9 protein-coding genes are annotated in these 15892 nt (G+C 47.1%); 7 read left to right on the top strand and 2 right to left on the bottom strand.

Annotated elements, in window-relative coordinates:
- The first annotated feature begins 216 nt into the window (after nucleotides 1–216).
- Nucleotides 217–1557 carry a DRTGG domain-containing protein gene (locus AAHF22_RS02640; protein ID WP_347323409.1) on the top strand — a complete coding sequence of 447 codons (1341 nt, stop codon included), beginning with the start codon at nucleotides 217–219 and terminating at the stop codon, nucleotides 1555–1557.
- A gap of 322 nt (nucleotides 1558–1879) precedes the next feature.
- On the opposite strand, the gene AAHF22_RS02635 is transcribed toward AAHF22_RS02640, so the two are convergent.
- Nucleotides 1880–3832, bottom strand: coding sequence for a methyl-accepting chemotaxis protein (locus AAHF22_RS02635; protein ID WP_347323408.1), 1953 nt, complete (start codon nucleotides 3830–3832; stop codon nucleotides 1880–1882).
- Nucleotides 3833–4090: 258 nt separating this feature from the next.
- Here AAHF22_RS02635 and AAHF22_RS02630 point away from each other — a divergent pair, with 258 nt between their 5' ends.
- The 6 genes from AAHF22_RS02630 to AAHF22_RS02605 all read left to right on the top strand — a co-directional run bounded on the left by AAHF22_RS02630 (nucleotide 4091) and on the right by AAHF22_RS02605 (nucleotide 13898).
- Nucleotides 4091–7846: a DNA polymerase III subunit alpha gene (locus AAHF22_RS02630; RefSeq protein WP_347323407.1), complete on the top strand. Its 3756-nt coding sequence runs from the start codon at nucleotides 4091–4093 to the stop codon at nucleotides 7844–7846.
- Between the two features lie 410 nt (nucleotides 7847–8256).
- Nucleotides 8257–9159 carry an acetyl-CoA carboxylase, carboxyltransferase subunit beta gene (gene accD / locus AAHF22_RS02625; RefSeq protein WP_347323406.1) on the top strand — a complete coding sequence of 301 codons (903 nt, stop codon included), beginning with the start codon at nucleotides 8257–8259 and terminating at the stop codon, nucleotides 9157–9159.
- The gene (locus AAHF22_RS02620) at nucleotides 9160–10266 is read left to right on the top strand and encodes an acetyl-CoA carboxylase carboxyltransferase subunit alpha (RefSeq protein WP_347323405.1); all 1107 of its coding nucleotides are present in this window, start codon (nucleotides 9160–9162) and stop codon (nucleotides 10264–10266) included. It begins immediately after the preceding gene.
- A gap of 251 nt (nucleotides 10267–10517) precedes the next feature.
- Nucleotides 10518–11942, top strand: coding sequence for a pyruvate kinase (pyk, locus tag AAHF22_RS02615; protein ID WP_347323404.1), 1425 nt, complete (start codon nucleotides 10518–10520; stop codon nucleotides 11940–11942).
- Between the two features lie 1028 nt (nucleotides 11943–12970).
- Entirely contained in the window at nucleotides 12971–13489 is a 519-nt protein-coding gene (locus tag AAHF22_RS02610) for an acyl-CoA thioesterase (protein WP_347323403.1), read from the top strand.
- A gap of 16 nt (nucleotides 13490–13505) precedes the next feature.
- Entirely contained in the window at nucleotides 13506–13898 is a 393-nt protein-coding gene (locus AAHF22_RS02605; RefSeq protein WP_347323402.1) for an FxsA family protein, read from the top strand.
- Between the two features lie 467 nt (nucleotides 13899–14365).
- Here AAHF22_RS02605 and ytvI read toward each other — a convergent pair whose 3' ends face one another.
- The gene (gene ytvI, locus AAHF22_RS02600) at nucleotides 14366–15481 is read right to left on the bottom strand and encodes a sporulation integral membrane protein YtvI (protein ID WP_347323401.1); all 1116 of its coding nucleotides are present in this window, start codon (nucleotides 15479–15481) and stop codon (nucleotides 14366–14368) included.
- Nucleotides 15482–15892: the final 411 nt, after the last annotated feature.

The following is a 15892-nucleotide window of genomic DNA, read 5'->3' as shown; positions in this document are numbered from 1 at the left end:
GAAAGTATAACAGTGGCTTGCCGAGCGGCTATAGGGAAGAGAACAGTGGCTTTATTGGATCGATATCGCCCTTTCTGCTTCGCTCATCAATCGCTCCATTCCATAGTAACTACAATCAAAGGAACGCATTTCACCCTTGCATAAGGTGAGATTGCGTTCCTTTTTTATGCTATAATGAAAAAATAGTAATACAGCTACGGAAAGGTGGTGCTACAGTTGCAGGAACATGATGAATCCATTACAAAGCATGAGCAGCTTTTGCAGCATATTGAGAAGTTGAAAATTGGTTCTAAAATTTCTGTCCGTAAACTGGCACGCCAGATGGGCGTGAGTGAAGGTACAGCCTATCGCGCCGTGAAGGAAGCCGAAAATATGGGAATTGTCGTTACTCGCGAACGCATCGGTACCGTTCGGATCGAAAAGCGACCGCGTGGCGCTTCAGATCAGCTTACGTTTGCCGATGTGGTCGATATTATCGATGGTAAGGTGCTTGGTGGTAGCAGTGGTCTGGATAAAACACTCGTGAAATATGCGATCGGTGCGATGAAGTTGGATGCGATGATGCGTTATGTTGAAGCAGGCAGTCTGCTTATTGTCGGTAACCGTGAAGATGCGCATCAACTAGCACTGGAACATGGCGCGGCTGTACTCATCACGGGTGGATTTAGCACCAGTCCTGAGGTGAAAGCGCAGGCCGATGTACGCGGACTGCCGATCATTTTATCAAGGCATGATACATTCACGGTTGCGTCTATGATTAACCGCGCCTTATTCGATCGGATGATTAAAAAGAAAATTATGCTCGTGGAAGACATTATCGCCGGTAAGCCGAAGCCAGGTGTACTCAAAGCATCCAGTACCGCAGACGACTTTTACGATATGGCAGAGCGAACCGGGTATCAACGTCTTGCCGTCGTTGATGAATGGAACCGGATCATCGGCATTATCGGGCGGAAGGAAATGGAGCAGCTTCCACCGGGTCAACCGATTGAAAAGGTACTCGTCCGGCGTCCGATTACGGCGACCTTACAAACGTCGCTCGCTTCTGCCGCACAGACGATGATGTGGGAAGGAATCGACTTTTTGCCGATTGTTGATCGTAATCGTAAACTGATCGGCACCATTACAAGGCGCGAAGTATTGCAGGCGATGCGAGATGCACAGCAGGAGCCAAGTGCAGGTACGATGGAGACGTTTGATTACTTGATCTGGAACGGTTTTGCGGAAGAGCGGGATGAGGAAGGAACGATCTTTTTCCACGGATTTATTACGCCGCAGATGGCGACTCAGCTCGGTAACATTTCCGAAGGTATTCTCATTTCGGTTATGATCCAGGCAGCAGTGCGTACAGCACGTCTGCTCACCGGCAATGATTATGTGCTCGATAATATGTCCACGTACTTCCTGCGTCCTGTACAAATTGAGGATGCGATTACTGTTCGCCCAACGGTATTGGAAGCAAGCCGTCGTACATACAAGCTGGAAATTGAGATTGTGTACGACAATGCGCCTGTCTCAAAAGCGATTTTAACGCTACAATCGATCGATCACGGTTGAACGATGTAAGAAGATGCAAGAAGGTTAGATAAAGGGATAACGTAGTGATATTTCATCGTTAGCACGAATGAATAAGATTTTATAAAGGTAAACGCCAAAAAGGATCACCTCAAGCTGAGGTCATCCTTTTTTTTGACGAATATGTGACGAATGTAAATGATGTTTGTTTATTGGCAAGTGAGCGACTTTTATTAGCAAATGAGCGACTGGCTAACTAGCATGCAGCGTAGAAGCACGGATGCCACCGTACTAGCGTTCAGCTCGATAAGTGCAAGACAGCTTTAGCTCATAGTTCAACATAATCGATAGCGGTGTAGATCGTTTACACCTTGAAGCGTTCCACCATCGTTTTTAGTTCATTCGCTACACTGGATAAAATCGCGGAGGAAGCCGAGATTTCCTGCATCGTTGCAAGCTGCTCTTCCGTAGCTGCCGACACGGATTCAATCTCGCCTACAGCTTCGCTTGTAATACCGGACATATGATTCACCGATTCGATCACCTGTGCTGTACCTTGAGAGAGCGTGGAGGAAGCCTCGGACACATCTTCAATGCTCGTTACAACTTCATCCACATAGCTGCGGATAAGCTGGAAGGAAGCGCCTGCGGTTTGTACAGCTTGAATACTGTGAACAACTTCATTCGAGCCGGAATTGGTTTTGTTCACAACCATTTCGATCTCCGCTTGAATGCGATCGATTAATGAGCTGATCTGACTTGCAGATGAAGAAGCTTCGTCTGCGAGATTGCGAATTTCCTTCGCGACGACACTGAAACCTTTACCATGCTCGCCAGCGCGAGCGGCTTCGATACCGGCATTCAGAGAGAGCAGATTCGTTTGCTTGGCGATCTGTGCGATAGCTACGACAATTTCACCGATGGTCTGAGAATGTTCACTCAAACTGCCGACCGAACCGGATAATTCACCAAAAATGGTTTGCAGCTTATTAATTTCGCGACTGGCGGATTGTAGCGCTTCATCGCCTTCATTAACTTTAGTCGAAGTGAGCGACGCTGTAGCAGCTACCTGCTGAGCACTGCTCGCAATATGCCCGATACCGTCTGCCATCTGATATACCGTTGCCGATGTCTGTCCGACCTGCTGGGATTGACGTTCAGACCCGGTCGCGACCTGCTGAATCGATTCGGCGATATGCTGCGAGGCTTCAGATGTCTCGTTGGCGCTAGAATTTAGTTGCTCAGAGGACGAAGCCAGATGCAGTGATGTATCTTTCAAATGAGCGACAATTTGACGCAGATTGGTCGTCATCTGAGCTAAAGCATTGGATAGTGCACCGACTTCATGTTTGGCTTTAATATCCCAAGTCGTCGTCAGATCACCCTGAGCGACAGCTTCCGTTACTTTTACTAGTTGCAGCAATGGACGCGTAATTCGGCTGGAGAACATATAGCCCGCCGTGATTGCAGCAATAAGCGAGACGACCATAATAATAATACTGCTATATAGCAGCTTGAAGTAATCCTGCATCATAACGTTGTACGATTGCTCGCTAAAAACAGTCCAGCCTGTAGCTGGATCATACACGTAAGAAATCAGCTTTTTCGCATTACCATCTCCGGATTCCAGCGTGCCCTGGTTACCGGCGGAGCCTTGTTGAAAAGCAGCCGTTGTATGGATATCCGCATCCAATTGTTTGGAATCAGGATGCGCCAAAATAATACCAGCACGGTCTGCGATATAGGCTGTTTGTCCATTGGTAGAAAACTGTTTTGCATAATCACTCATCGTATCGAGTGGTAACGAGCACTGCACAAGTCCGCTCAGTTTATTATTATTGTCAAAGATCGGGTAAACGATATTTATAATCTTTTTTCCACTTGATTTACTGACGATCACATTAGAGATGACAGGCTTTTGAGTGGACACTAGCTGTTTAAAATAATCGCGATCACTCACATTGTCCAGCTCCGCATCTGTATTTTTGGCGATTTGCTGACCATCTACACCGCTAAATACGATCGTTTGCAGTTCAGGATGAATGGTTGCCGTTTGAGCAAGCAGGTTTTTGACCTGAGGTAGCTGTTCAGGGGTATATTGCTTGAATTCTGGGCTGGTGGAAATCTGCTGAAGCATCGCTAATTCGGTGTTGACGAGTGTTTGCGCTTTTTGCAATACAAGCTCAACATTTTGCTCATTCATGCTGTAAGCATCTTTCTGAATTTTAGTAGTCGTACTAATCATACTAAAAGCGCCGAATACAAGAAGCGGCACAATCGTAATCATCGATACGATCATAATGAGCTGTTTTTTCATCGTGGTTATCCCCTGCCCTCATAATGAGAATGTTGTTTGAACATCTGATGAGCTATTTATCGGCAATTTATTTATTAACTTTAGCTATTATTGTCAGCATTTGTCGAGGTGGACGAATAAATCTGCAAACGCGTACAGTTCCATTGACCGAATGTGATAAAATATAGTAGCCGGGCTTGGGTTGGAACGCCCGCTATCGCTGTAGTTAGGCGAAGAACGGTAGAATAACTATTTTGCTAACAGAAAGCAGGGAAGCGTATGAACCCGTTTGTCCATTTGCATGTGCACAGTGAATACAGTCTGCTCGACGGGGCTGCGCGTATTCATGATCTGGTCAGTCAGGCGGCAGAAAAGGGGATGACCTCGCTCGCACTCACAGATCACGGTGTTATGTATGGAGCTATTCCTTTTTATAAAGCATGCCTACAGCACGGCATTAAGCCGATTATTGGCTGTGAGGCGTATTATACAGCTGGTTCACGGCGGGAAAAGGCAGCGCGTAAAGATCAACCGATCCATCATTTATTGTTGCTTGCCAAAAATGAAACAGGCTATCAAAACTTGATGAAGCTGTGCTCGATCGGGCACCTGGAAGGCTTTCATTATAAGCCCCGGATCGACGGGGAAGCATTACGCCAATATCATGAGGGTATTATTTGTCTGAGTGCGTGTCTCGGCGGTGAGATTCCGCAGCATTTGCTGCATGGCGAACCAGAGCTGGCAAAGCAAGCGGCTCAGCGCTATCTGGATATTTTCGGTGAGGACTTTTATATCGAGCTGCAAGATCACGGGTTGGCTGAGCAGAAAAAGGTTACCCCTCAACTGATTGCGCTGGCGCGTGAACTGAATATACCGCTCGTCGCTACAAATGATGTGCATTATTTGACGGAAGATGATGCGAAAACGCAAGATGTACTGATCTGTATCGGTACAGGGAAAACGGTCGATGATGAAAGTCGCCTGCGCATTCCGACCAATCAGTTGTATTTAAAAGATGGGGAGCAGATGGCGACGTTGTTCCGTCATGTGCCAGAAGCGATTGCGAACACAGAGCAAATTGCGGAGAAATGTGAGCTAACGATTCCGCTCGGTCAATCGCTGCTGCCTTCGTATCATCCTTTACCTGATGATATGAGTGCCGAGCGTTATTTGGAGCAGCTCTGCCGTGAAGGATTGGAACGCCGTTATAGCGACGGCGAGCTGTGGAACGATACCGAGGAACGAGGCAAGCTGGAAGAACGGCTTGCTTATGAATTGTCCGTTATTGGCAGCATGGGTTTTGCTGATTATTTCCTGATTGTATGGGACTTTATGAGTTTTGCGCATCGTACAGGTATTGCAACCGGCCCAGGTCGGGGTTCATCCGCAGGCAGTTTGGTTGCGTATGTGCTGGAGATCACGAATGTCGATCCGATTCGTTACAAACTGTTGTTTGAGCGTTTCCTTAATCCAGATCGAGTATCGATGCCGGATATTGATATCGACTTTAGCGATCTGCGTCGTGATGAAATGATCGATTATGTAGTATCCAAATATGGACGCGATCGTGTCGCTCAAATTATTACGTTCGGTACGCTGGCGGCACGAGCAGCTGTACGCGATGTAGGACGTGCGCTGGCGGTTCCTTATGCCGATACAGACCGTGCCGCCAAGCTTATCCCTGCTCAGATCGGTGTCACGATTCGCCGTGCATTGGAGCAGGTGCCTGAGCTGCGTGAGCGGTATGAGAAGTCTGCCCCTGTGCGCGAGCTGATCGATACCGCGATCAAGGTGGAAGGAATGCCGCGGCACGCTTCTACGCATGCTGCTGGTGTTGTGATTTCCAGCGGACCATTGACGGATGTCGTGCCATTGCAAGAAGGTAGCGAGCATGCCGTTTTAACACAGTATGCTATGGAAAATCTGGAAGCGATCGGCATGCTGAAAATGGACTTTCTCGGTCTGCGCACTCTATCGATCATTGAGCGCTGTCTGGAATGGATTCAGGAACAGACCGGCGAAACGATTGATTTTAACAAAGTGTCTGTAGAGGATAAGCTAACGTATCATATGCTCAGTCAGGGCGATACGATGGGCGTATTCCAATTGGAGTCTGCCGGTATCCGCCGCGTACTGCGTGATCTGAAGCCGAGTGAATTTGAAGATATCGTTTCGGTTAACGCATTGTATCGTCCAGGCCCGATGGATTTCATTCCGCGTTATATTGAGGGCAAGCATGGACGAATTGTCGTCGAATATCCGCATCCAGATTTGAAGCCGATTTTGGAAGATACGTATGGCATTATCGTGTACCAGGAACAAATTATGCAGATCGCTTCATTAATGGCAGGCTTCTCGCTAGGTGAAGCAGATTTGCTGCGCCGCGCCGTTTCGAAGAAAAAGCGCGAAGTGCTGGATCAGGAGCGAGAGCATTTTGTCAGCGGCAGTCTCAAGCTGGGCTATACCGAGCAGGATGCGAATACCGTGTATGATATGATCGTTCGTTTTGCCGATTATGGCTTCCCACGTGCGCATGCGACCGCGTATGGCGTATTGGCGTTCCAGACCGCTTATTTGAAAGCACATTATCCGGTGCAGTTTATTGCGTCCATGCTAACGGCTGTGATGGGGACGCACCGTAAAGTGGCTGAATACGTGCTGGAATGTCAACGGATCGGAGTCGAAGTGCTGCCGCCAGATATTCATTTGAGCGGTGTGAATTTTACACCGGTGCTGGAAAAAGCACCGACAGACACAGCTGTGTTAAATACGGCACAAGCGGATGAAGCGGCAGCGACTGCGGATGGCGAGGAACTGCGGCTGTATGGAACGAGTGGACATATCCGCTTCGGTCTGGGCGCTGTTAAAAATGTCGGTACACAGGCGATTAACAGCATTATTAAGGAGCGTCAGGAACGACCATTTGATAGTCTGATCGACTTTTGCCGCCGTGTTGATCCAAAAGCGTGCAATAAGCGTGTGATCGAATCGCTCATTCAAGCTGGCGCATTTGATCGTTTACCTGGACATCGTGCTCAGCTATTGCAAATGCTTGACGAAACGATCAAGGAAGCGGCCAAATGGCGCAAAGAGCGCGAAGAACTACAGATTGAAATGTTCGACTTCGATCTGGGGGAGAAGCCGAACTGGGACGTGTCATACCCCGATGTACCGCCTTTTACAGCAGGTGAGCAACTGGAGTTTGAACGAGAGTTACTAGGGTTATATTTATCTGGGCATCCACTGGACGATTATGAGGGAACGATCGAGCAATCCGGTCTGTCACGGCTAATGAATTTGCATGAAGCAGCGGATGATTCGCTGGTAGCAGTGGCTGGTATGGTCGTCTCACTCAAAGCGATTACGACTAAGCAAGGCAAGTCGATGGCATTTATGGAAATGGAAGACCAGATCGAGAAATGCGAAGTGGTCATGTTCCCGGAAATCTGGCGTAAATGCCGTGATGTAGTCGATAAAGGTGTATTGCTGATCGTGCGTGGACGCTTACAGCAGGAGGATGAGAGCTTCAAGCTGTTGGCTGAGGAAGTGGTCCCTTTAACGTCATCCGCTGCGACTGAAATGGCGGAAAAGGTTAAGCAGCGTGTACAGGCAGCGCGCAGTAAGAAGCCGGAACGTAGTGAAAAGACTGCTTCCTCGGCAGCGCCGCGTTCTACAGGTACAGCGACAAAAACGACCGGTACACGCACCACGCGCAGCAAACTAGCTGGCAGTGAAACAAAGATCGTTTCAACAGGCACCGATACCAGCGTGAAGACCGAAACGGCGCCAGCGGCAGAAGGTACGCCCAAACAGCATGTGTATATTAAAATTACACGCGAAGCGCAGCAAGCCGGGCAGTTAGAGCAGCTCAAGCAGTTGTTAGCCCACCATCCCGGACAGCTCGGTACGATGCTCTTTTACGAGGAAGGTCAGAAGTTGCTCGACTTAAGTGAAAGCTATCGGATCAAGCCATCACCGGCCTTATTTAGCGCGATTGAGGGAATGTTAGGTGAAGGAACGGTACGTGTAAAATAAATGGCTACCTTTGCTGGAAAACAGTTTCAGGAGACGTTTAATAAAGCAGCAGTGCTGGCTTTACGATCGCTTTACTTTGCGTCAAACTCGTTTTTTCATCTATTCTCTCTGGAATCGATCCATCTGTTATATGGTACAGGTGGATCGATTTATTGTGTTGTCTCTTTGTTGCGGCAAAAAAGTGTGGTATGGTATCATTATCCCATTATGCGGGCTTACGATGTCCGGTTTAAATATCCCTGATGATCTGCCAGCAGACAGGTCCGGATGAAGTCCGATTATACACGTTATCTATCTGGTAGCCTATACGTGCCGTAAGGCGAATGACGCTACCAGAATCACACGCTAATTATGCAACAAACGCACATTGATAAACCGGGGAATAAGTATACGTCTGAAGAGGTGTAGTTGTGTTTAGAGATTTATTCCAGAAGAAAAAAAAATATGCGACCATTCCTTCACAACGCTGGAGCAATGAGACCGCATCAGATGATGAGCAGCCGCAGGAACGCCCAAAACGTGAAATTCCCGAAGGCCTGATGAACAAGTGCAGCAAATGTGGCACGATTCATTACAGCAAAGAGCTTGAGAAAAACCTGAAGGTATGCAGCAATTGTGGCTATCACATGCGCCTGAATGCGATCGAACGAATCATTATGACTGTCGATGAAGGTCAATTCACCGAGATGGATGCAGGTATGGAATCCGTCGATCCGCTGAATTTTCCAGGCTATGCGCAAAAGCTAGAGCAGCAAAAAATGAACTCTGGTTTGCGTGATGCGGTCATTACCGGTCAGGGCGAGATCGATGGTCATCCGGTCATGCTTGCCGTGATGAGCTTTGACTTTTTTAGCGGCAGCATGGGTTCGGTAGTCGGGGAGAAAATTACCCGTGCGATCGAAGCAGCTGACGAACGTGGCTTGCCACTGATTATGTTCTCTACTTCCGGTGGAGCACGGATGCAGGAAAGTATCATCAGTCTGATGCAAATGGCGAAAACAAGCGCTGCGCTTGCACGCTATCAGGAAAACGGCGGACTGTACATATCCGTCATTACCGATCCAACGATGGGTGGCGTATCCGCCAGCTTTGCGATGCTGGGCGACATTATTATCGCTGAGCCGGGCGCGCTGTTCGGTTTTGCCGGACGCATCGTTATTGAACAGACGATCCGTCAAAAGCTGCCGGATAACTTCCAGACGGCTGAGTTCAACCTTGAGCATGGACAGCTGGATATGGTCACACATCGTAAAGATATGAAGTCCATGCTGGGCAATTTGCTGGACTATCATACGGGAAAAGGGGGATTTTAAGTGGCAGGAGAGATGCCTTTTGAAATGCCTCTCGTTGAATTGCGCAAAAAAATCGACGAGCTGAAGCAGTTTAGTCAGGAGAAAGAAATCGATTTCACCGATGAAATTAATCGTCTGGAAGAGCGTTATCGCCAGATGGAAGGTGAAATTTATACGAATATTAGCGCTGCCCAGAAAATGCATCTGGCGCGTAATCAGCAGCGTCCAACGACGCTGGATCTGATCCCGCTAATCTTCACCGACTTTATCGAGCTGCATGGCGACCGCATGTTCGGTGACGATCTGGCGATTGTGGGAGGTCTGGCACGTCTGGATGGCAAACCGGTAACGATTATCGGTCATCAGCGTGGTAAAGATACGAAGGATAATATCGCTCGTTTCTTCGGCAGTCCACACCCGGAAGGATTCCGCAAGTCGATTCGTCTGATGAAGCAAGCGGAGAAATTCGGCCGTCCTATTGTTACATTTATTGATACCAAAGGCGCGTATCCGGGTAATACAGCAGAGGAGCGCGGTCAGTCTGAAGCGATCGCCCGCAATTTGTGGGAGATGGCGAAGCTACGCGTGCCGGTTGTCTGTGTCGTGATCGGTGAAGGCGGTAGTGGCGGCGCGCTGGCGATTGCTGTCGGTAACCGGGTACTGATGCTAGAGCATGCGATCTATTCGGCTATTTCGCCCAATGGTGCCGCCTCGATCCTGTGGAAGGATGCGTCCAAAGCAGATCAGGCAGCCGAGGCGATGAAGATTACAGCGAATGATCTGCTGGAAATGGAAATCATCGAAGGCATCGTGCCGGAGCCGCAAGGCGGAGCGCATAAAGACTATGAACAAACAGCGACTGCAATCAAACAGGAACTGCTTCACCATTTGCAAGAGCTGGCTGGAATGAATGCAGAAGCACTTGTCGAAGATCGTTACAACAAATTCCGCAAAATCGGTGAATTTGTGGAAAAGGAAATTCCGACTAGCTTCGGAACGCCAGATCAACAAGAACAAGGCACGGAGGCGACAGCGCAAACCGCGGTCGCCGATGAAGACAGCGAGCATCTGTCTTCGGTTACGAACGCTTTCCATAACAGTGGTTCCACAGATGCATTGCCTCACTGAGTGCATCGTTGGTCACAGCGTGTAATCATCGATGCCGTCCATGCCTCCCGGCAGGGAAGGTCATGGGCGGTATTGGTGCGTTTGGGAGGATGTGGATAATGAAGCGAAAGCGGGATAAATATTGTCCATCTTCTGTATACAAACGCGCGAATTTGTAGTAAATTTAATTGTTGGGACCTGTTTGCTGTGAAGTGACAGGTTATGTTGGAAAACAAACAATAGAGAGACCTTGAAAACGGAGGAAATCAATTATGCGTAAAACGAAGATTGTATGTACGATTGGACCTGCAAGTGAGTCCCTGGAGAACACAAAGAAGCTGATTATGGCAGGTATGAACGTAGCCCGTCTGAACTTCTCTCACGGTGATTTCGAAGAGCATGGCAACCGTATTAAAAACATTAAACAGGCAAGCCAGGAGCTGGGCAAAACTGTAGCGATTCTGCTGGATACAAAAGGTCCTGAGATCCGTATCGGCAAGCTGAAAGAAGAGCCAATCGATCTGGTGCAAGATGAGTACATCACGCTGACTACCGAAGAGATTCTGGGCGACCAGCATCGTCTGACTGTATCCTACCAGGATCTGCCAAGTGACGTTGAAGTCGGCTCTACGATCCTCATCGACGACGGTCTGATTGGACTGAGCGTTGTACAGGTACAAGGTACAGAAATCAAGTGCCGTATCGTAAACGGTGGACAAATTAAAGGCCGTAAAGGCGTAAACGTACCAGGCGTAAACATCTCCCTGCCAGGCATCACAGAAAAAGATGCAAACGACATTATTTTCGGTATTGAGCAGGGTGTTGACTTCATCGCTGCCTCCTTCGTGCGTAAAGCTAGTGACGTACTGGAAATTCGTGAACTGCTGGAGCAAAAAGGTGCAAAACACGTTCAAATCATCTCCAAAATCGAGAACCAACAAGGTGTAGACAATCTGGAAGAAATTCTGGAAGTGTCTGACGGTCTGATGGTCGCTCGTGGTGACCTCGGCGTAGAAATCCCAGCTGAGCAAGTACCACTGGTACAAAAACAAATGATCGAAAAATGTAACCGTGCCGGTAAACCGGTTATCACGGCTACACAAATGCTGGATTCCATGCAACGTAACCCGCGTCCGACTCGTGCGGAAGCAAGTGACGTAGCAAATGCGATCTTCGACGGTACCGATGCAATCATGCTGTCCGGTGAAACCGCTGCTGGTAAATATCCAGTAGAATCCGTACTGACGATGGCTCGTATCGCTGAAAAAGCGGAATCGGCACTGAACTATCGTGAAATCTTCCTGAAACAAAGCCATGCACAGCAAACAACGGTAACGGAAGCAATCAGCCAATCCGTAGCAAGCTGTGCAATGGATCTGAATGCAACAGCGATCATTTCCTCTACCGAGTCCGGTCATACTGCTCGTGTAGTAGCGAAATATCGTCCACAAGCACCAATTATCGCAGTAACAACAAATGAGCAAACGATGCGTCGTCTGTCTCTGGCATGGGGCGTGCACCCGGTTAAAGGTTCACAAGCTCACTCCACAGACGAGCTGTTCGCTGTCGCTCTGCAAGGTGGTAAAGATTCCGGTCTGCTTAAAGACGGCGATCTCGTTGTGATCACAGCGGGTATCCCACTGGGCAAATCCGGTTCCACGAACCTGATCAAAGTAGCACAAATGTCCTCGAACTAATCGCAGGTGTGTGCTTTATAGCATAAGCAAAAAAGCAGTGGCATTGTCCATTGCTTTTTTTGCTGATTTTTTGTGGATTATAGATGATAGAAACGAAATATATGCTAATACGTACTGCTATAGTGTTAGCGATCTCCTAACACGGGGTGAAATAAGAAAAGGATTTTTGCAAAGCAAAATATCCATACTGCTATAGTGTTAGCGATCTCCTAACACGAGGTGAAATGAAAAAAGGATTTTTGCAAAGCAAAATATCCATACTATAGTGTTAGCGATCTCCTAACACGAGGTGAAATGAAAAAAGGATTTTTGCAAAGCAAAATATCCATACTATAGTGTTAGCGATCTCCTAACACGAGGTGAAATGAAAAAAGGATTTTTGCAAAGCAAAATATCCATACTATAGTGTTAGCGATCTCCTAACACGAGGTGAAATGAAAAAAGGATTTTTGCAAAGCAAAATATCCATACTATAGTGTTAGCGATCTTCTAACACGGGGTGAAATGAAAAAAGGATTTTTGCAAAGCAAAATATCCATACTGCTCTAGTGTTAGCGATCTTCTAACACGGGGTGAAATGAAAAAAGGATTTTTGCAAAGCAAAATATCCATACTACTCTAGTGTTAGCGATCTCCTAACACGAGGTGAAATAAGAAAAGGATTTTTGCAAAGCAAAATATCCATACCAAAGTGTTAGCGATCTCCTAACACGGGGTGAAATGAGAAAAGGATTTTTGCAAAGCAAAATATCCATACTGCTCTAGTGTTAGCGATCTTCTAACACGGGGTGAAATGAAAAAAGGATTTTTGCAAAGCAAAATATCCATACCAAAGTGTTAGCGATCTCCTAACACGAGGTGAAATGAGAAAGGGATTTTTGCAAAGCAAAATATCCATACTGCTCTAGTGTTAGCGATCTCCTAACACGAGGTGAAATGAGAAAGGGATTTTTGCAAAGCAAAATATCCATACATTTCTCTACCATATAGCCGTGAACAAACTGTAATGATGATTGGGAGAGTGAAGTATGAGCAAACAGCAACTGAATCTACCTAGTAGCTGGCACGGGATTGCGTTTCGTGTCCGTTATCAGGAAAATGACCCGATGGGGGTTGTGTATCATACGAACTATTTGAACTGGTTTGAATTGGGGCGTACCGAAATGATTCGTGATCTGGGGTTCCGTTATCGCGATATGGAGCAGGCAGGCGTGTTACTGCCGCTAATTGATGCTTCATTAGCGTATGGTCGTCCAGCACGATATGATGATCGAGTGGCAGTATATACGCGTATCGTGAACTTTTCTCGTCTTCGGATCGACTACGAATACCGTATTCATTTGCTAGCGGATGATGATTTGTCGGTAGGCGATGCCTCAGCAGCAGGAGTACGCCCGATATTTGCAGCGGACGATTCACTTCCTGGCGAGCCGCTTACGAGCGGGGCGACACGACATGTATGGGTGAATCGTGACTTCGCCCCAATCCGGCTTGATAAAGTATTGCCATCGCTGTATGATGCACTTGTACGGTCCTTGCAGGACTAGAGAGGAGAGCTATCGTTTGAAAAAATGGATTGCTGCATGCATTATTATTGTACCGCTATTGGAGTGGTATGTGTTTTTACAAATGATTGACTGGATCGGCGGTTGGAATACGCTGTTTTTGCTCATTGTGACATCGTTGATCGGTGTGGTCATGATGCGTTTTGAAGGTCGTAAAGTGCTGGAAGATACGCGTGCACTCATTGAAGCGAATCAGCCACCAGGTCGTAAAATGTTAGATGGACTGTGTGTATTTATCGGTGGTATCATGCTCCTCCTGCCTGGGTTTGTGCTTGATGTCGTTGGATTTACGCTCGTATTCCCACTCACACGCCCACTTTATCGTAATATACTGCTAAAATGGATCGAAAAGCGGATGAAGAAGGGTTCGATTACGATTTATCGTCCATAAATATAAGCGATAGAGCTTATGCGAACTTTGAATTTGATAATGACCACCCTGTTCATGGTGATCAAAATAGAAGCCTTTCCTCGTCACGGATGTGGAGCAGTCCACTTGCCAGACGAGGAAAGGCTTTATTTGTGCATATGTTGTTAAAATGTGTTGATTAGGCATATATGCAAACTTGTATGCAGGTGAGCAGCATTTCACTGCGTGAAGGAATTAAGGGGAGGATGACTTTTGAGTATGGGAATCTATATGCTCTTCTATTTCGTAGATCCCTGTGCGAGACTGGAGTCCGCCCCTTTGTTCTTGGCTGGAGTGGTGTCTATAACAGTAAAACAGTTGATCAGGCACCGTAGCTAGCTTAAGTTACATTTTTTTGGAAATTGTTATCCTATTTGTATTCAACATTGTATAAAAAGTAGTAGACAACGCGCTATAAATCAGCATAGGAGCTAATAACGTTGTACTTCTCAGCGCACTTTACCATTCACAATATAATTGCGCAGATCGCGGAATACATTAGCACGGTTCAGCGCCGCTACTAGTACAAGCGTCACCGGCCCGATGATCAGTCCAAGTGCACCAAATAGCTTCAATCCGACAAACATACTAATGAGCGTTGCCAGTGGATCGAGACCGACATTGCTGGCGAGGATTTTCGGCTCCATCATTTGACGCACGATCAGCACGATCACATACAATATGCCAAGCCCGATACCAAGCCCTACATTATCGCTCATAAAGCTGTAAATTGCCCACGGTACCATCACAATCCCCACACCGAGATACGGCAGCAGATCGACTAGACCGATCAGTAAACCGATAAGCAGTGCAGAAGGCACTTGTAAAATGAACAAACCGACGATGACAATCAAGCCTGTAATCGAGATTAAAATTACCTGAGCTTTAATATAGCCAAATAGAGCTTTTTGCAGATCATTCCAGATCGCTGTCGCTGGCTGACGCACTGTAGCAGGGAACCAGCCGGATACCATACGAGTATGTCGTTCCCAGCTATTACTAATGAAGAAAGCAGACAGGACGACGACAACGATAATCCATGCAAAGTTCGGTAGCGCCGTTAGGAAATCGAGTACATAATTTAAAATGCTGGTGACGATTCCGCTTACCATACCGGTTAAGCTTTGCGTTGTTTGTGTCAAATTGTCATTCAACGCTCCCTGTGCCTGTCCTTGCTGCAAAAAACCATTGATCTGATCGATGATAGACTGAATACGATCATTTTTCGTCCAACCGATAAACATTTCACGCCAGCTATCGATATGATCGTTAAACGAATCCATTAATGAGATCGTTTCCTGCACAAGCCGTGTAATGAGTAGCGACAAAATCGTAAGCACACCGCCAAAGTACACAAGTAAAGAAAGTGAGACGGCAAGCCAGCGCGGAAAGCGAAGGCGTTTTTGCAGTAAACGTACAAGCGGATTCATCGCATACGCAAATAGCCATGCTAGCAGTAACGGATACAGTAATGGAAACAGATAGCGTATGCCGATCGCCGTTAATAGAATCACGACCAGCACCCATACTCCCCGCACAATCCGTCCACGGATAATAGGATTCAATTCGTTTGTGCTCCTTTCGATCTATCCATCATGCCAGGCGGCAAGATCCTACCCACTAGCAGAAACAGCAAGATTATGTAATACCGTTCATAGTATGAGTTAAACGAGCAAGCAGCCGTTTGAAACGAATGTCGACTTGCGATATCGCTGTAGACATCATAAAAAGAAGTTGCTCCAGTGACTGAGTAGTTGGGTATAAATATTTTTGTTTCATTTTCTTATCATTTACAGTTAGCTTATTCCAGCACCAGCACCAGCACCAGCACCAGCACCAGCACCAGCACCAGCACCAGCACCAGCACCAGCACCAGCACCAGCACCAGCACCAGCACCAGCACCAGCAGAATTTCAATAGCATTCCTATGCAGTCAATATTCATTATTTTGATGAATTACCGATATTATACAGTGG

It is taken from the genome of Paenibacillus wenxiniae (genome assembly GCF_039822605.1).
Classification (GTDB): Bacteria; Bacillota; Bacilli; order Paenibacillales; family Paenibacillaceae; genus Saccharibacillus; species Saccharibacillus wenxiniae.
Note: the sequence above shows the minus strand (reverse complement) of the source record. Positions and strands in the feature narration are given on the sequence as shown.